This is a genomic window from Vibrio sp. S/42/10 (assembly GCF_029890535.1).
In the GTDB taxonomy this organism is placed as follows: domain Bacteria; phylum Pseudomonadota; class Gammaproteobacteria; order Enterobacterales; family Vibrionaceae; genus Vibrio; species Vibrio cyclitrophicus.
Genome location: NZ_JAKMZC010000003.1, coordinates 238453 through 256621, shown reverse-complemented (window position 1 = coordinate 256621; position 18169 = coordinate 238453). Strand labels below are relative to the sequence as shown.

The window sequence follows — 18169 nt, the reverse complement described above, 5'->3', positions numbered from 1 at the left end:
TCATCTATCTATCGCAAATGGCAGTCTATCTCTATGTATGCATTAGAAATTGAACAATTAAGAAAAACCTATGCTGGGGGCTTTGAGGCTCTTAAAGGCATTAGTTTACAAGTCAAAAAAGGCGACTTTTACGCGTTGCTTGGTCCAAATGGCGCCGGAAAATCGACCACTATCGGTGTTATCTCTTCTCTGGTTAACAAAACATCAGGCAAGGTTAAAGTGTTTGGCTACGACATTGATACCGATCTGGAGTTGGCGAAGCAGAACTTAGGTTTAGTACCGCAAGAGTTTAACTTTAACCCATTCGAAACTGTTGAGCAGATTGTACTGCAACAAGCGGGTTACTACGGTGTGCCGAAAGCACTTGCTAAAGATCGCGCTAAAAAGTATCTATCTCAATTAGATTTGTGGGAAAAGCGTGGCGAACGTGCACGTAACTTATCTGGTGGTATGAAGCGTCGTTTGATGATTGCTCGTGCACTGATGCATGAGCCACAGCTGCTGATTCTTGATGAGCCAACTGCGGGTGTCGATATTGAGCTGCGTCGTTCTATGTGGGAGTTCCTGAAAGAGATCAACGAGAAGCAGGGCATTACCATTATTCTGACCACACACTACCTAGAAGAAGCGGAAATGCTGTGTCGCAATATCGGTATCATCAATCGTGGTGAGCTGATTGAGAACACAACTATGAAAGCGTTGCTAGGCAAGTTGAGCGCAGAGACCTTTATTTTGGATCTTGAAGAGGGCGCGACTGAACCTAAGCTAGAAGGCGTGAATAGCCAATTGATGGTAAATGGCTCGCTAGAAATTGAAATCGACAAGAACCTAGGTTTGAATACTATCTTTGCTCAATTGAGCGATCAAAAGGTAAAAGTCCTCTCTATGCGTAACAAAGCAAACCGTCTAGAAGAGCTATTCGTGAGTATCGTCCGTGAGGGGAGTAAATAATATGTACAGCCTATATTGGACCGCTTTCTGCAGCTTGTTGACCAAAGAGATCAATCGCTTCACGCGTATTTGGGTGCAAACTTTGGTGCCGCCTGCGATTACCATGACACTTTACTTCATCATCTTCGGCAACCTGATTGGTGCGCGTATTGGTGAAATGAACGGTTTTAGCTATATGGAATATATTGTTCCTGGCTTGATTATGATGTCGGTGATCACCAACTCGTACTCTAACGTTGCTTCTTCGTTCTTTAGTGCCAAATTCCAGAAGAACATTGAAGAGCTGCTTGTAGCTCCAGTTCCTAACTACGTGATTATTGCTGGTTTCGTAATGGGCGGTGTAGTGCGTGGCTTGTTAGTGGGTACCATAGTCACATTCGTATCGCTGTTCTTTGTCGACCTGCAAGTTGATCATTGGGGGGTGATTATTGCGACGGTATTTCTAACGTCTGTTGTGTTCGCTCTGGGCGGTTTAATCAACGCTGTATTTGCACGTACGTTTGACGATATCTCTATTATCCCGACCTTTATCTTAACGCCGCTGACATATCTTGGTGGTGTGTTTTACTCTATCAGTCTATTGCCTGAATTTTGGCAAGGTGTATCGAAGTTGAACCCTATCGTGTACATGGTAAACGCGTTCAGATATGGCTTCTTGGGTGTGTCTGATGTGGGTATCGTGACATCGTTTGGCGTACTAGGTGTGTTTATCGTGCTGTTGTATGGCATTGCACATTACTTAGTCACTAAGGGGATCGGCTTACGTAGTTAATGTCTTCCTTGTAAGTCTCGGAATGACAGGCAAAGAAAAAGGTCGATATATATCGACCTTTTTTATATTTTGCGTTTTTCTGCATTTAGAGAAGAAAGCGATTATTCCGCTGTTTCTTCTTTCACTTCTTCTTTCGTTTCCGTTACCAAATCGAGAACTTGGTTGTCGATAAGACGCGTTTTACCCAAGAAAGCCGACATTAGAATCACAGCTTGAGTCGATTCTGAAGTAATAGCTTGTAGCGTATTGGCATCACAAATGAAAATTTCATCCGGTTGCAGATCGGCTGCTCGAAGTTGGTCTGTTGCATCTTCAATAACTGACGCGTAATCATCGCGGCCGCCACGAATTGCACTGCTGATCCAGCGCATAGTGCGAGCAAGAACCGGAGCACGCTGACGTTCGTCAATCGTTAGGTTGCTATTGCGAGAGCTCATCGCTAAGCCATCCATCTCACGAACCGTCGCCACCCCCACGATTTCAATGTCTAATGCTAAGTCAGTAGTCATCTGGCGAATAATGGTAAGTTGCTGGAAGTCTTTCTCACCAAAGCATGCAAAATCTGGCTGAACGATATTAAACAGTTTAGTGACGATCGTTGAGACGCCGCGGAAGTGACCCGGACGAGATGCACCTTCAAGCATGTGAGATATACCTGGGACCTCAACAAACGTCTGTTTGTCTAATCCGTCTGGGTACATTACTTCTGGAGTCGGTGTAAACACTAGTTCAACGCCTTCGCCTGTTAGTTTACTTAGATCTTCTTCTAACGTACGAGGGTAGTTGTTTAGGTCATCAGTACGATCAAACTGCATTGGATTAACAAAAATGCTTACCACAACAATGTCAGCTAATTCACGAGCCTTCTTTACCAGAGTGAGGTGGCCTTCATGCAGGTTTCCCATTGTCGGTACAAAAGCAATCGTACGTCCATCACGCTTAAACTGTTTAATCTGCTCACGAAGAGCCGCTATTTCAGCAAAAGTTTGCATACTTACTCCTAAGCGATTGTATGAGCTTCATCAGGGAAGCGCGCGCTCTCTACTTCTTCTTTGTATAGAGCTACTGCCTTACGCATATCACCTGTTTCCGCTAGGAAATTCTTAGAGAATTTCGGCATGTAGTTCGCAGAAATACCGAACATGTCATGCATAACCAAGATCTGACCATCAGTAACGTTACCCGCACCGATACCGATAACCGGTACGTCACAAGCTTCTGTAATTCTTTTTGCCAACGAAGCTGGTACACATTCAAGTAATACGATCTGAGCGCCTGCATTTTGTAAAGCTAGCGCATCTGCAACCATTTTATCGGCTTGCTCGTCGTCACGGCCTTGTACTTTGTAACCACCAAAGATGTTCACAGATTGAGGCGTTAAGCCTAAGTGTGCACAAACGGGTACTGCACGCTCTGTTAGCATCTTCACAGTGTCAACCAACCAGCTTCCGCCTTCGATTTTTACCATGTTCGCGCCAGCACGCATTAAAGTTGCAGCACTCTCACAAGCTTGTTCTGGTGTTGCATAGCTCATGAATGGCATGTCAGCCATAAGAAGACAGTTTGGGCTACCTGCGCGAACTGAACGCGTGTGGTAAGCAATGTCTTGAACGGTTACTGGCAACGTATCGTTATGGCCTTGTAGAACCATACCCAGTGAATCACCGACAAGTAGGACGGGCATCTCTTGGCTTTCGAATAATTGAGCAAAGCTCGCATCATAAGCTGTCGACGTCGCGAATTTACGGCCTTCACGTTTGCATTTGATCAGGTCGTTAATGGTTACTTTTTTCATTGGTTTTCCTTAATGCGCCTGGCTATTGTTGCCAAACATTGAGCCCGTTCTTATCAACTAACTTGAGTAAGTCTGTCAGCTCAGTCCCATCAGGGAGTTGTAAACTTGGTGCGATTTCAGCAAGCGGGTAGAGTACAAACTCTCGTTCTTTCATTCCGTAATGAGGAACAATTAAGCGCTCTGAATCGATCACCTCATTGCCGTACAGCACAATGTCGAGGTCCAAGGTTCTTGGCCCCCAACGTTCGTCTTTACGGACACGCCCTTGTTCTAGCTCGATTTTTTGAGTGCAATCAAGTAGCTCAATTGGCGTTAATTCGGTTTGGATAGCGACTACCGCGTTGATGTAGTCAGGTTGGTTTTGTGGCCCCATTGGAGTGCTACTATATAGCTGAGAGGTCGCAATAAACGTTGAACGCGGTAGGTTTTTTAGCGTTTCGATAGCCAAATTTGCTTGGCTAACTGGGTCGGCAAGGTTGCTGCCGACCGCAATATAAGCCGTTATCATTCGGATTGCTTACTTTTTTTATTACGGTAAGTCTTACGGCGACGATGACCTGATTTTGATGGTGCCGCTACGTCGTTAGCCATTGCTTGGCGCATGTTGCGGCCAGCGGTTTGATAGCGCTCCCACCATTTTGCAAGCTCTTTGGTTTCACCACCTTCAATCTCACCACGCATTTCTAGGAAATCGTAGCCAGCGCGGAATTTGTTGAGTTCCATTAAACGAACGGCACGTTTACCGTTGCGGCGAGGCAGTCGCAGTTGCAGTTGCCAAATTTCACGAATGGTTGCAGTGTGACGACGAGGAATCGCAATCGATTTAACTTGCTGATCAAGGATGATATTGCTTGCTTCCATAATCGCATCGTAATGAGCCATACCTTGCTCAGCGACAAGTTTGTCAGCGAGCTTGTTCATTGGGTACCAAAGAATCGCGGCAAACATAAATGCTGGGTTTACTCGCTTACCATCTTCAATACGAAGGTCTGTTGAATCAAGGACCAAATCAAGCATCTGTTCTGTGTGAGAATCGTAACTCTCTGTAAAGTGCTCAGCGATGGATGGAAACATCTGTTGGAACAGGTTGTATTCGCGCATCAAGTGGTAGGTTTCTAAACCGTGGCCTGATTGCAGTAACTTCAGAGACTCTTCGTAAAGGCGTGCTGCTGGGATATCTTTTAGAAGATGCGCTAACTCTTCGATAGGGTCTGCAGTATCTTCTTCGATATCAAAATCCAGTTTAGCAGCGAAGCGCATTGCTCGTAGCATACGTACTGGATCTTCGCGGTAACGCGTTTCTGGATCGCCAATTAGACGGATCAGCTTATCTTCTAAATCTTCTACACCACCTGCGTAATCGTGGATGCTGTAGTCTGCAATGTTGTAGTACATTGCATTTATAGTGAAGTCACGACGCTCTGCATCTTCATCAACATTACCGTACACGTTATCGCGTAGCAACATGCCTTCTTCCGATTGAGCCGAAACGTTTTTCGATGGTTCCTGGTGGTGACCACGGAAAGTCGCTACTTCAATGATGTCTCGGCCAAACATGATGTGTGCTAATCGAAAACGGCGACCGATAAGGCGACAGTTTCTAAATAGGTGTTTGATTTGTTCTGGCGTTGCGTTGGTAGCAATATCAAAATCTTTTGGCTGAGAGCCTAATAAGATATCGCGTACACCACCACCGACTAAAAACGCGTCAAAACCCGCACCGTTCAGGCGATATAACACTTTTAGTGCGTTGTCACTGATCTGCTTGCGTGAAATATTGTGCTCTTGACGAGTATAAATATTCAGTGCTAATTCGTGGAATCCGCGTTGTTCGCTTGGGGTATTGTCGTTTGTATTCATTAGTTTAGAACAAAGTAGGTATCGCCAACTTTGTTTTTCTCTTAGTCCAAAGTGGTAGTGCAGAGTTTAATTGCGGCTAATAATAACTTAGCGCGAGCCATTTGAGAACATCGTCTGCTTAGCTGCAGCTATTGGTTATGGCATTTTTATGTGTCGCTTTTACTATTTGCCGTGAGTTTCGAGCTAATTACAGTGCTCTTTTTGTAAACTATCAGGTAATTGACTGACGTTCCATTGTTGGCTGCCCCACGTTAAAATCTCATCCATTGAGGCCTCATAAAAAGCTTTAGGTATATCAAAACCTAAGAATTGCATGGCGTTGATTAACGTCGGTTTTGGGTTGTCGATATCGATTGCAGTAGCATGGTTCTGTTTTGACAGTTTATTCCCCAAGCCATCGGTTGCCAATGGTAAGTGCAAGTAATTCACGGTTTTTTGTTTGAGTGTCTTATACAAGCTAATCTGTCGACCTGTCGGTTCTATTAAGTCTGCACCTCTTACTACCTCTGTCACCCCTTGTTCTATGTCATCAAGGACAACCGCGAGGTTATAGGCAAACAGTCCGTCTCTGCGCTTTATAATAAAATCTTCTTCAGCCAATCCTTTAGGGATCTGAATCTGACCGTGTCGAACATCCTGAAAAGATTCTACTGGGAAGTCCATGCACAAACGTACGGCTTGTTCACCGGAATCAATTAAACCAGCATGCCTACAGTGACCATTATAAAATCCGCCTAAGGACTTTATCTGTTTACGGGTGCATTGGCAGTAATAAGCTTGGCCATCAGCGACCCATTGGTCGATTTGTGCCTGATAGAGGTCATGACGCTGGCTTTGATAAACGACTTCGCCATCCCAAAACAGGTGGTAAGCTTCAAGCGTCTTAAGAATCAGGTCTGCAGCGCCGGCCATTTCTCTTGGCGGGTCTAAGTCTTCCATACGAACTAACCATTTTCCTTGGTTAGATTTCGCTTGAAAGTAGCTACCAAGAGCAGCAACAAGTGAGCCAAAATGAAGAGGACCTGACGGTGATGGTGCAAAGCGCCCGATATAATTCATGAGTGAACAACCTAATCTAAATGGTACCGCATTAGCCGATTCTTAAGACGTTTAACAAGAGCTTTAATGCGTAGAACTAAGCTTCAATCTCTATAAACAAGGTTTGATGTATAGAACCAAGGCTTAAAGCTGCTATTTACTATCAAGCGTGTGAAATACTTCGCTTGGATAACAAACAAAAAAGGGAGCCAAGGCTCCCTTTCTTTACATCTGCAAGAATTAACCTTGCATCTGTTTCTCTTTGATCTCTGCAAGTGTTTTACAGTCAATACAAAGATCAGCAGTTGGACGAGCTTCAAGGCGACGAATGCCAATCTCGATACCGCAAGAATCACAGAAGCCGAAATCGTCTTCTTCGATCTTGTCTAGTGTCTTCTCGATTTTCTTGATAAGACGACGCTCACGGTCACGGTTACGTAACTCTAAGCTGAATTCTTCTTCTTGAGAAGCACGGTCAACTGGGTCTGGGAAATTCGCTGCTTCGTCCTGCATGTGGTGCACAGTACGATCAACTTCTTCCCTGAGCTGGTTGCGCCAAGCTGCTAAAATTTTTGTAAAATGTTCCGTTTGCTCAGGTGACATGTACTCTTCACCTGGCTTTTCTTGGTACGGTTCAACACCTGCGATGGCTAGGATGCCTAGCGCTTTTTTCTTAGATTCTGGCATACAGCATCTCCTATTTACACCTAGTCAACTGCAAAGCAGCTAATTTTAAGGCGGGTATCTATAGCAGAAAGAACGAATGGTGGCAAATACTCTTATCCAAAGTTGCAATCAATGTGATTAGTTCAGCATCTTTGCTTAGCTATTGATAAATTCAACGGCTTGTTTTAGTTGTATTTGAGTACTGCTGAGCTCTGCTTTATAGCAAAGCACTTCAACTCCAGCGTCTTGTGCTTGTTTTAGTAATAACGAATATTTGGCGTCTATATGGTGTGCCGCAGACACTTTTTCAATACCTGAATGCAAAACAGTGAATAAAAGTACGGCTCTATTTCCAGATTCGACCATTTCTGTGAGTTCACGCAGATGTTTTTGGCCTCGGGTTGTGACTGCATCAGGAAAAAAACCTTGTCCTTCGGTTGACGTTTCTTGCTCGTCGAGCAAAGTGACGCTTTTTACTTCGATATAGCAGAGCGGCTTTTCGCTATCTTCAAGCAGAATATCTATTCGACTATTCTCACTGCCATACTTAACTTCAGTCCGTAACGCGTTGTATCCTAAGAGTTCAACTATAGTCCCATTTTCAATTGCTTCCACTGCAAGCTGGTTTGCCCGCGCAGTATTTACACAAATACGGTGGCCTTTGTCTGTTTCTGAGATCTCCCAGCTGTTTGGGTACTTTCTTTTTGCATTATCTGATGTGGAGTACCACACCGTATTGCCTGGGGTTGCGCATCCCGTCATCGCTCCAGTATTAGCACAGTGAATAGTACGCTCACTGCCGTCTGGAAGTTTTATATCAGTGAGAAAACGTTTATAGCGTTTAATAAGAGTCGCTGGCTCTAATGGGGGATTGAAGTGCATATTACTTATTTAGACAGGTAGGTTTTTATGTACAATGTTGCCAACATTACACCACAAGGTTCTCCCATTGCCACAACTGCCCATAGAAGCTGTGATGCCAGATCTACTCGCTGGCGTACGAACGCACACTCAACTTATTCTAAAGGCCGCTCCCGGTGCGGGTAAGTCAACATTCTTCCCTCTGCAACTAGTTAAGACTAACGCTGTTCAAGGAAAGATCATCATGCTTGAACCGAGGCGTTTGGCTGCAAGGAATATTGCAACTTATTTAGCGAGCCAATTGGGAGAAACGGTGGGTGAAAGCATAGGTTATAGAGTTCGTGGTGAATCTAAAACCAGCAGTTCGACGCGCTTGGAAATCGTTACCGAAGGGATTATGACTCGAATGATCCAAAGCGACCCTGAGTTAACAGGGGTTGATATGGTGATCTTTGATGAGTTTCACGAGCGCAGCATTCATGCCGATACCGCATTGGCGTTTAGTTTAGAGATCCAAGAGGCACTGCGTGACGATCTAAAAGTGGTTGTGATGTCGGCAACCTTAGATCAACAAGCTCTACAAACTTTGCTGCCGAATGCTAAATACGTGGAATCACAAGGTCGAAGTTTTCCTGTCGATTTTCGCTATCAGCCTCTTAACGCAAATGAATATCTAGCCCCTAAAATGGCCAGTGTGATTCGATCTGTGATGGAAAAAGAGTCGGGTTCGCTTTTAGCTTTCTTGCCGGGCGTTTCTGCGATTAAACAGTTGGTATCTCAACTCGAACAACTTGCCGGTGATATCGATGTTTGCCCTTTGTACGGTCAGCTCAGCTTTTCTCAACAGCAGAAAGCGATCTCGCCATCGGTGAAAGGCCGTCGAAAGGTGGTGTTAGCTACCAATATTGCCGAAACCTCTTTGACGATTGAGGGCATTCGCTTGGTGGTGGATTCTGGTTTAGAACGAGTGGCAAAGTTTGATTTGAAAACGGGCATCACTAAGCTTGAGCAAGTGAAAATCTCGCAGTCCTCAGCAGAGCAACGAGCTGGCCGGGCTGGCCGAATTGAAGAGGGCCTGTGTGTTCGTCTGTACAGCGAAACGCAACTTATGCAGCAACCCGCTGTACCAGAACCTGAAATCCTTCATTCCGACCTTTCTTCGTTGGTGGCGGAGTTGACACAATGGGGAGCTGCAAATGCGGATGAACTGCAGTGGCTAGACACTCCACCACAGGCTTCAATTGCGCAAGCTAAACAACTGTTGCAGGGTCTTGAGTTGTTCGATGGCAATGGCCAGTTTACGGCAATGGGGAAGCAGGCACAGCGTTTAGGCTTAGAACCTCGTATCGCTAGCATGCTAATCAAAGCACAGCAAAGCAGCCAACTTTCACTTAACATTGCCATCGTCGCTGCCGCTTTACTTGAAGAACCTGAGCGAAATATCACTGATATTCAGCATTCATTGCACCGATTTAAGCAAAGAAAACACTCGAAAAACAGTATTGTTATGCAACGAGCGAAAAGCCTCGCTAGCAGACTCAATCATCACTTAGATTTGTCACAACTTGACGAATCATTGCTACCATTAGTGCTTTGTTTTGCATTTCCAGACCGAATTGCTCAGGCGAGAAGCACAACGAGCAGTGCTTTTCTTCTAGCGAACGGTCACGGAGCTGAGGTGCGTGATGATGACCCATTGGCTAACAACGATTATATCGTGGTGATTGACTTGATGCGCAGCACTGGGCGAGCAAGTCAGATCTTCCTCGCAACTGCGATTGATATCGAACAGTTAGAAGAGGCATTTCCGAAGCTCTTCGTGATTTCTGATTATGCGGATTGGGATGAGAAGCGTGGCCGTTTGGTCGCCGAACAACGAGTGTCATTGGGTAGCCTAATCATCAGCACTAAAGCCTTGCCAGAGCCGGATGCGAATCAGACAAGCAAAGCGCTACTGAATTATATCGCTCGATGTGGTCTTGACCGTTTGAATTGGACAGCTTCAGCGAAGCAGTTTGTTGAGCGCGTGCGTTGTGCTGAACTTTGGATGCCTGAGCATGATTGGCCTGCGATGGATAATGCAAGCTTAGTTGAGCATCTTGATGAGTGGCTTTCGCCGTATTTAAATGGCATTAAGTCAGCTAAAGGGTTGTTGAATGTTTCGGTGGAGCAAGCGCTATCGGCGTATCTTGGGTGGCCTTTGAATCAAGACATCGACCAATGGTTACCAACGAATTACCTAATGCCAACGGGAAGTAAAAAGGCGATTCGATACCAATATCAATCTGAGCCTGTGATCTCAGTACGAATGCAGGAAGTTTTTGGCGAACAAGATTCCCCATTGATAGCTCAAGGGCGTAAAAAGGTGGTTCTGGAATTACTTTCACCTGCACAACGACCATTACAAATCACTCAAGATTTAGCTGGCTTCTGGGCTGGCGCGTACAAAGAAGTGCAAAAAGAGATGAAAGGCCGTTACCCCAAACACCCTTGGCCGGATGACCCTGCTAACCATGTAGCAACCACTAAAACCAAACGACAGTTGAATCGATGATGACCAAAATGTTAACGCCAAAAAAGGCACCACCTAAAAAAGCGCCAGCAAAAAAGTCACCAACGACTAAAGCTAAAACAAGAAAACCGAGAACGGCTACGAAAAAGACCAAATCAAGCGCTAAGAACTCGAGTAAAAGAAGTTGGCTGAAGATTCTATGGGGCATATCTTGGAAAGCGGGCCTAGCGCTAGCAGCATTGCTGCTGTTCGTCGGTATTTATTTGGATTCGGTAGTCAAACAGCGCTTTGAAGGCCAGTTGTTTGACTTGCCAACCGTTGTTTATGCACGAGTGCTGGACTTGTCACCGGGAACTCAGGTTAGCTTGGTACAAGTGAAGAATGAGCTCGATGTTCTTAATTATCGCAAGGTGAATGCGCCTCGTCATCCGGGTGAATACTCTTCTTCATCAACTAAGATTGAAATGATTCGTCGCCCGTTCGAGTTTGTCGATGGGCCAGAAGCGGATCGTCATGTGATGCTGCATTTCAACGGCAACGAACTAACTCGTATCCAGTCGCTAGAGAAGAAAGGCGATATGGGGTACCTGCGTGTTGAACCGAAAATGCTTGGCATGCTTGAGAAAAGTAATGATGAGCAGCGTCTGTTCTTAAAACGCAATCAGTTCCCTGAGGTAATGGTTGATGCGTTATTGGCAACCGAAGACCGAAATTTCTACCAGCACGATGGCGTTTCACCATTGGCGATTGCTCGTGCGATGGTGGTTAATGTTAAGGCGGGTCGAACGGTGCAAGGGGGCAGTACGCTGACTCAACAATTAGCGAAGAACCTGTTCTTATCCAGTGAGCGTACCTTGTGGCGTAAGGTTCGTGAAGCCTATATTGCGTTGATCTTGGATCATCGTTATAGCAAAGATCGTATCTTAGAAGCGTATTTGAACGAGGTTTATCTTGGTCAAAATGGTGGTGAAGCCATTCATGGTTTCGGCTTAGCGTCTCGTTTGTACTTCGGTCAGCCGATTCAAGAGCTGCGAATTGATCAGTTGGCTCTGCTGGTTGGCATGGTCAAAGGCCCTTCGTATTACAACCCCGTTCGCTATCCCGAACGAGCGAAGACTCGACGAGATCTGGTTCTTCGTTTGTTGATGCAACAAGATATTCTTACTCCGCAACAGTACGAAGAAGCGGCGAGCCGTGATTTGGATATTCAAGATAACCCTCGCATAGCAAGTCGTCAGCCAGCTTATTTCCAACAGGTTAATATTGAACTGAAGAGATATGTTGGTGACCGCTTTGAAGCGAAAAAAGGGATACGAGTATTCACATCTTTGGATCCGGTTTCTCAAGATAAGCTAGAGAAGTCGATTGCGCGTAAAGTGCCGGAACTCTCGAAAACAGCGGGTAATAAGCTTGAAGCAGCTGCGATTGCCGTTGATCGAAATACTGGTGAAATCCGAGCAATGGTAGGTGGTAAACGTACTGGCTACGATGGCTTTAACCGAGCCTTGAACGCGAGTCGTCCTATTGGTTCTTTGGTTAAGCCTGCAATCTACTTGACCGCATTAGAACGACCCCAGAAATATACGTTGGCGACGACCTTGATGGATACGCCACTTAGTTTGAAAGGCAGTAAAGGCAGTGTCTGGAGCCCGAGAAACTTCGATCGGAAGTTCCGTGGCGAGGTGCCTTTGTATGTAGCGCTTTCTAAGTCTTACAACGTCCCAACGGTTCGCTTAGGGATGCAGCTAGGGATCGATAGCGTTTCCGATACGATCGGAAAACTGGGTGTCGATAAAAACGAAATTCGCCCAGTGCCATCGATGTTTTTGGGTTCATTCTCATTGACCCCATTTCAGGTAGCGCAGATGTACCAAACGATTACCAACTCTGGCCGTATAGCACCTTTGTCTGCGCTTCGTTCGGTTGTTGATAATGATGGTGAGGTTCTGTATCAATCGATTCCTCGTGTATCGCAAAGTGTTGATCAACAAGCGGCTTGGTTAACGACTTATGCAATGAAGCGAGGGGTGTCGGAAGGCACAGGTCGCTTCTTACAAGGTCAGTTTGCATGGGCAGGTTTGGCCGGTAAAACGGGTACCAGTAATGACAGCCGAGATAGTTGGTTTGTTGGGGTTGATGGCCGTGAAGTGACTACTATTTGGCTAGGGCGTGATGACAATCAACCAACAAAGCTAACCGGTTCTAGTGGTGCGTTACGTGTTTATGCTGATTACTTAAAGCAGAGAACACCTGAACAATTGTTACTGCCGTGGCCAACAGGAGTCGCGACAGCTAGTTTTACCCGAACGTCAGATGGTGCCTTAGAGTTAGACTGTGATGGCGCTGTTAAATTGCCGGTGTGGGATGAGAACGGAAATATTAAGAAGGGCTGTGAAAGTCAACCAAAACAGTGGCTAAAAAAGCTTTTTCAGTGGTAAAGTCGTAACAGAAAAGAATGACAAGGATAGTTTAAATAATGATTTCTCGTTGGTTAGTGAGTGGCTTGAGCATCGCCAGTGCTGTGATCAGTTTTCAGCTGTTTGCTTTTACTGTGACAGACGTTGCTCAATCTCAACAGGCTGAACAAGCCTATAAAAGACCGACGGTTGCTGTAGTACTTGCCGGTGGTGGAGCGAAAGGTGCGGCACATATAGGTGTGCTTAAAGCGCTCGAAGAGATGCAAATTCCAGTCGACTACATTACGGGGACCAGCATGGGGTCTTATGTTGGTGGACTTTATGCGACAGGAATGAGCGCTGACGAGATCGAGAGCTTTATTTATACGGTTGATTGGAATCGCGGCTACCGTGATCGCGTTAATCGTAGTGATCGCCGAGTGCGTGACAAAGAGTATGAAGACCGCTATCAGCTAAACACCGATCTAGGTTTAGGCTGGGGAGAAATCAAAGCAAGAAAAGGCGTGGTTCAAGGTCAGAATATGTTGCGTATTTTGCGTGAAACTACGGGTAACTTATCCCCGCTGGATTCTTTTGACCACCTTGCTATCCCTTACCGTTCTGTTGCTACAGATATTATTAAACTCGAAGAAGTCGTTATCGACCATGGTCATCTTGTTGATGCGATGATGGCAAGTATGTCGGTGCCTGGCGCTTTGCCGCCTTATGAAGTCGATGGGCGAATGCTGGTTGATGGCGGTGTCACCAATAACATGCCGGTTGATGTTGCCAGAGCGATGGGAGCAGATATCGTTATTGCTGTCGATATCAGCTCAAACTACAAAGGTAAGGAAGATTTTACTAATTTTCTAGCCGCCGCCGATCAGCTATCCAACTACCTTGTTCGTCGTAGCACTCAAGAGCAGGCAGAGACGTTAACGGACGACGATGTGTTCCTACGCCCTGATGTTGGGCTAATGGAAACCACTGAATTTGATAAGATGCCGGGCGCCTATCAAGCGGGTTATGATGCCGCGCGCCAATACAGCGCTGAACTTTCTAAGTTATCACTCTCCAATGCAGACTATCAGAAGTATATCGAGCATAAACAACAAGCTCGAAAAAAGCTGAAACACGGTGATCAAACCGTTGTTGATAAGGTTGTTATCAACAATAACAGCCACTATTCAGATAAGTTGATAGAGAATCGCTTGAACCTCGATTCTGGGAAGATCCTTAAAACCAGTGAGATTGAATCTCAGGTTAAAGATCTCTACGCATTAGACCGCTTTGAACTGGTCACTTATGAATTTGAAAACGTTGATGGTGAAGATCAACTCGTCGTTGATGTGAATGAGAAATCATGGGGCCCTAATTATCTCAATTTTCGCTTTTACCTTGAAGATGACTTTGCAACTGATAGCCAATATTCAATAGGTATGTCTGCGAACTTCACTGATATCAACTCGCACGGTGCTGAGTTAAGAACGAATCTAGAAATGGGTACTGATAAGCTTATTGAGGCTGAGTTGTTTTCTCCTTTTTTCTCAAGCCAGAAGTTGTTTACCTCGGCGTCGCTTGTTTACAGCAACCAGAAAAGAAATTTACCCGCCGGTGAGGAAGCGATTGAAGAGCCGACCCTCGATGTCACGCAAGATTACTTACCGATGACTTACAGAGAGTATGTGGGTGAACTTGCATTGGGTTACCAACCAACATTGTGGCAAGAGCTTAAAGCAGGTGTTCGTTATACCGACGGTGAAGTTGAGGTTGCTTCATTGCCCTCTCTAGGTAATGGAGGGTATTCACGTATCGGAGGGTTCGTTAGTTATCGGTTGGATACCTTAGATAACTTTAGTTTACCGACGGAAGGTTACTTTGTTGATTTAGAGTATCTTGTCTCTCATGATGACTTTGAAAATGACAGTTCTCTTGGGGATTCTGACTTAACCTCTGAGAGTGATACCGTTTACGAGATTTCCGCTAATTTCATGGCGGCACAAAGTATTGAGAAGCATACTTTAGTCGCAAAGCTGGATTTTGGTATGGTAGAAAGCAAAAACTCTGTATTTCCAATTGATCCGAAGGAGCTTGGTGGATTCCTTAATTTATCCGGTATCCCAAGAAATAGCCTGATCGGTCAAAACTTGGCTTATACGAGTCTAATCTATCGTTACAAGTGGTTTGAAAATGACTTCGGCCTCTTTAAATCACCATTCTACGTGGGTGCATCCGTTGAACATGGTGGTGTGTGGTCGAACAATGAACTGAGTCTTGATGAAGCGCCGATGTTCACTGCTGGCTCTGTCTTTGCTGGAGTTGATTCTCCAATAGGGCCGATTATTTTAGCTTACGGTAGAACCGAAAGTAACTACGATTCGGTCTACTTAATTATCGGAACGTCTTACAAATAAACATGCGTGTGATAGCTCTTTTTCCGACTAAATAGGCAAAAATCGTAGGACTTTCGTCTTAACTTGCTATGTTGGTCAAAATGATAAGATTTTAATTTAACGTTAAATTTGCTATTCTACCGCCCACAGTTTGGCCTCTATGACGCCGCTCATCAATACAAATTGAATGACAAAAATGGCAATGGAGAGCCAAGTTTCCAAGGATGTTCACTTCTTTATTTTACTAACAATTATGAAGGGAAGAAGTGGACCGCAATGAGAGGAAAAAAGTCGTGCTTGAAGCCTACCGTAAACACGTCGAAGAACGTGCTGCCGAGGGAGTTGTTCCAAAACCACTAGACGCTGAGCAAGTCGCTGGCCTAGTTGAACTTCTAAAGAACCCACCTCAAGGTGAAGATGAATATATTCTTGACCTACTAGAAAACCGCATTCCACCAGGCGTTGATGAAGCTGCTTATGTAAAAGCTGGCTTTTTAACGGCTATCACGAAAGGTGAAGTAGCTTCTCCACTAGTAAGCAAAGAAAAAGCGGCTCAGCTGCTCGGTACTATGCAAGGTGGCTACAACATCGAACCTCTCGTATCTCTACTCGATGATGCTGAGCTTGCTCCAATCGCTGTTAAAGCGCTTTCTCATACTCTGTTGATGTTCGATGCTTTTTACGACGTAGAAGAGAAAGCGAAAGCAGGTAATACTTCTGCACAACAAGTACTTCAATCTTGGGCTGATGCTGAATGGTTTACTGCTAAAGACAAAGTAGCAGAGAAAATTACCGTTAAAGTATTCAAAGTCACCGGTGAAACCAACACCGATGACCTATCTCCAGCGCCTGATGCCTGGTCGCGTCCAGATATCCCAGTGCACGCAAAAGCGATGCTGAAGATGGAACGTGAAGGCATCACTCCTGACGAACAGGGTTGCGTTGGTCCGATTACTCAAATTGAAGAAATGCAAAAAGATGGCATTCCACTGGCTTATGTTGGTGATGTTGTTGGTACAGGTTCTTCACGTAAATCGGCAACAAACTCAGTGCTTTGGTTTATGGGTGAAGATATCCCATTCGTGCCAAACAAGCGTACTGGCGGTGTTTGTCTAGGTGGTAAAATTGCCCCTATCTTCTACAACACAATGGAAGATTCTGGCGCACTACCAATTGAACTAAACGTACAAGACATGAACATGGGCGATATTATTGATATCTACCCATATGAAGGTGTTGTGCATAAAAACGGTTCTGTGATTTCAAACTTTGAGTTAAGCAAAGTATTGTTAGATGAAGTTCGTGCTGGTGGTCGTATTCCACTGATCATCGGTCGTGGCCTTACAGGTCGCGCTCGTGAGGCTCTAGGCTTAGCTGAAACCGATCTATTTGCTAAACCAATCGACCCTTCTGCTTCTGACAAAGGCTACACGTTAGCTCAGAAGATGGTAGGTAAAGCATGTGGTGTTGAAGGTGTACGTGCTGGTCAGTACTGTGAACCTAAAATGACAACTGTTGGCTCTCAAGATACTACGGGCCCTATGACGCGTGATGAGCTTAAAGATCTTGCATGTCTTGGCTTCTCTGCTGATCTTGTTATGCAGTCTTTCTGTCATACATCGGCATATCCTAAACCAGTTGATGTAAATACTCACCATACGCTGCCTGATTTCATCATGAACCGTGCGGGTGTTTCACTTCGCCCAGGTGATGGTGTTATTCACTCATGGCTAAACCGTATGCTTCTTCCTGATACTGTTGGTACAGGTGGTGACTCGCATACTCGTTTCCCTCTAGGTATTTCGTTCCCTGCGGGTTCTGGTTTGGTCGCATTTGCTGCTGCAACAGGCGTTATGCCTCTTGATATGCCTGAATCTATCTTGGTTCGCTTCAAAGGTGAAATGCAGCCAGGTATCACGCTACGTGACCTAGTACATGCCATTCCTCTTTACGGTATCAAGCAAGGTCTACTAACCGTAGAGAAAGCAGGTAAGATCAACGAATTCTCTGGTCGTGTACTAGAAATTGAAGGTGTTGAGCACCTATCTGTTGAGCAAGCATTTGAGCTTTCTGATGCATCTGCTGAGCGTTCTGCTGCAGGTTGTACTGTTAAGCTATCTCAAGAGTCTATCGATGAGTACTTGAACTCGAATATCGTTATGCTTAAGTGGATGATTGCTGAAGGTTACGGTGATGTACGTACGATTGAGCGTCGTATAACGGCAATGGAAGAGTGGCTAGCGAACCCTGAGTTGCTATCTGCTGATTCAGATGCGGAATACGCTCATGTTATCGAGATCGACCTTGCTGACATCGATCAGCCAATCCTATGTGCACCAAACGATCCAGATGATGCTCGTCTTCTTTCTGACGTTCAAGGTACTGAGATTCAAGAAGTGTTCATCGGTTCTTGTATGACAAATATCGGTCACTTCCGAGCTGCGGGTAAGATGCTAGAAGAGTTTAACGGCTCGCTAAATACTCGCCTATGGGTAGCTCCGCCAACGAAGATGGATAAAGACCAACTGACAGAAGAAGGCTACTACGGCATCTTCGGTCGTGCTGGTGTACGTATCGAAACTCCTGGCTGTTCACTATGTATGGGTAACCAAGCTCGTGTGGCTGATGCTTCGACGGTTATGTCGACGTCAACTCGTAACTTCCCGAACCGCTTAGGTAATGGCGCGAATGTTTACCTGGCTTCTGCTGAGCTTTCTGCGGTTGGCGCGATTCTAGGTCGTATACCAACGAAAGAAGAGTACTTAGAGTACGCTGAGAAGATTAATGCAACCGCTGCAGATACATACCGTTACCTGAACTTCCATAAAATGGGTCAGTACACGGAAAAAGCAGACACTGTTATCTTTCAAGAGCCTGCGTAGCGCTTAATAGATAACAAGTAAGCACTTACTGCTTTTAAGGTAC

The 18169-nt window shown here is 45.3% G+C and carries 13 protein-coding genes; 6 read left to right on the top strand and 7 right to left on the bottom strand.

All coding sequences use genetic code 11. The features are described from left to right. The first annotated feature begins 33 nt into the window (after positions 1–33). Complete coding sequence (locus L8S15_RS05145) at positions 34–951, top strand: ABC transporter ATP-binding protein (protein WP_016784914.1); 918 nt, start codon at positions 34–36, stop codon at positions 949–951. A 1-nt stretch (position 952) separates the two neighbouring features. Next, positions 953–1723, top strand: a complete 771-nt coding sequence (locus L8S15_RS05140; RefSeq protein ID WP_010435987.1) for an ABC transporter permease — start codon at positions 953–955, stop codon at positions 1721–1723. Positions 1724–1824: 101 nt separating this feature from the next. Here L8S15_RS05140 and panC read toward each other — a convergent pair whose 3' ends face one another. From panC to sfsA, 7 genes are all read right to left on the bottom strand, one after another. Next, positions 1825–2715 (bottom strand): pantoate--beta-alanine ligase, encoded by an 891-nt coding sequence (panC, locus tag L8S15_RS05135; protein ID WP_010435989.1) that lies wholly within the window; start codon positions 2713–2715, stop codon positions 1825–1827. A gap of 8 nt (positions 2716–2723) precedes the next feature. Then, a complete protein-coding gene (gene panB / locus L8S15_RS05130; RefSeq protein WP_016768218.1) occupies positions 2724–3518 on the bottom strand; it encodes a 3-methyl-2-oxobutanoate hydroxymethyltransferase in 795 nt (264 codons plus the stop codon). A gap of 22 nt (positions 3519–3540) precedes the next feature. Then, complete coding sequence (gene folK, locus L8S15_RS05125) at positions 3541–4026, bottom strand: 2-amino-4-hydroxy-6-hydroxymethyldihydropteridine diphosphokinase (protein WP_016768219.1); 486 nt, start codon at positions 4024–4026, stop codon at positions 3541–3543. Next, positions 4023–5378, bottom strand: a complete 1356-nt coding sequence (gene pcnB / locus L8S15_RS05120) for a polynucleotide adenylyltransferase PcnB (RefSeq protein ID WP_010435997.1) — start codon at positions 5376–5378, stop codon at positions 4023–4025. Before pcnB ends, folK begins: the two co-directional genes overlap by 4 nt. 183 nt (positions 5379–5561) lie before the next feature. After that, positions 5562–6437, bottom strand: coding sequence for a tRNA glutamyl-Q(34) synthetase GluQRS (gene gluQRS / locus L8S15_RS05115; protein ID WP_102350433.1), 876 nt, complete (start codon positions 6435–6437; stop codon positions 5562–5564). A gap of 219 nt (positions 6438–6656) precedes the next feature. Continuing rightward, a complete protein-coding gene (gene dksA / locus L8S15_RS05110) occupies positions 6657–7103 on the bottom strand; it encodes an RNA polymerase-binding protein DksA (RefSeq protein WP_004738189.1) in 447 nt (148 codons plus the stop codon). Between the two features lie 135 nt (positions 7104–7238). Then, positions 7239–7964: a DNA/RNA nuclease SfsA gene (gene sfsA, locus L8S15_RS05105; RefSeq protein ID WP_010436003.1), complete on the bottom strand. Its 726-nt coding sequence runs from the start codon at positions 7962–7964 to the stop codon at positions 7239–7241. Positions 7965–7998: 34 nt separating this feature from the next. On the opposite strand from sfsA, the gene hrpB reads away from it, so the two are divergent. The 4 genes from hrpB (at position 7999) to acnB (ending at position 18126) form a co-directional block, all read left to right on the top strand. After that, positions 7999–10497 (top strand): ATP-dependent helicase HrpB, encoded by a 2499-nt coding sequence (hrpB, locus tag L8S15_RS05100; protein ID WP_280572056.1) that lies wholly within the window; start codon positions 7999–8001, stop codon positions 10495–10497. After that, positions 10494–12893, top strand: a complete 2400-nt coding sequence (gene mrcB, locus L8S15_RS05095) for a penicillin-binding protein 1B (RefSeq protein ID WP_010436009.1) — start codon at positions 10494–10496, stop codon at positions 12891–12893. Before hrpB ends, mrcB begins: the two co-directional genes overlap by 4 nt. Positions 12894–12931: 38 nt before the next feature. Then, a complete protein-coding gene (locus tag L8S15_RS05090) occupies positions 12932–15265 on the top strand; it encodes a patatin-like phospholipase family protein (RefSeq protein ID WP_016768972.1) in 2334 nt (777 codons plus the stop codon). A gap of 272 nt (positions 15266–15537) precedes the next feature. After that, positions 15538–18126, top strand: coding sequence for a bifunctional aconitate hydratase 2/2-methylisocitrate dehydratase (gene acnB / locus L8S15_RS05085; protein ID WP_016768973.1), 2589 nt, complete (start codon positions 15538–15540; stop codon positions 18124–18126). Positions 18127–18169 lie beyond the last annotated feature (43 nt).

Bases quoted from the DNA above. Each gene is read 5' to 3' on its own strand.
- L8S15_RS05145 (WP_016784914.1), top strand. From the start codon at position 34: ATGTATGCATTAGAAATTGAACAATTAAGAAAAACCTATGCTGGGGGC.
- L8S15_RS05140 (WP_010435987.1), top strand. From the start codon at position 953: ATGTACAGCCTATATTGGACCGCTTTCTGCAGCTTGTTGACCAAAGAG.
- panC (WP_010435989.1), bottom strand. From the start codon at position 2,715: ATGCAAACTTTTGCTGAAATAGCGGCTCTTCGTGAGCAGATTAAACAG.
- panB (WP_016768218.1), bottom strand. From the start codon at position 3,518: ATGAAAAAAGTAACCATTAACGACCTGATCAAATGCAAACGTGAAGGC.
- folK (WP_016768219.1), bottom strand. From the start codon at position 4,026: ATGATAACGGCTTATATTGCGGTCGGCAGCAACCTTGCCGACCCAGTT.
- pcnB (WP_010435997.1), bottom strand. From the start codon at position 5,378: ATGAATACAAACGACAATACCCCAAGCGAACAACGCGGATTCCACGAA.
- gluQRS (WP_102350433.1), bottom strand. From the start codon at position 6,437: ATGAATTATATCGGGCGCTTTGCACCATCACCGTCAGGTCCTCTTCAT.
- dksA (WP_004738189.1), bottom strand. From the start codon at position 7,103: ATGCCAGAATCTAAGAAAAAAGCGCTAGGCATCCTAGCCATCGCAGGT.
- sfsA (WP_010436003.1), bottom strand. From the start codon at position 7,964: ATGCACTTCAATCCCCCATTAGAGCCAGCGACTCTTATTAAACGCTAT.
- hrpB (WP_280572056.1), top strand. From the start codon at position 7,999: ATGTTGCCAACATTACACCACAAGGTTCTCCCATTGCCACAACTGCCC.
- mrcB (WP_010436009.1), top strand. From the start codon at position 10,494: ATGATGACCAAAATGTTAACGCCAAAAAAGGCACCACCTAAAAAAGCG.
- L8S15_RS05090 (WP_016768972.1), top strand. From the start codon at position 12,932: ATGATTTCTCGTTGGTTAGTGAGTGGCTTGAGCATCGCCAGTGCTGTG.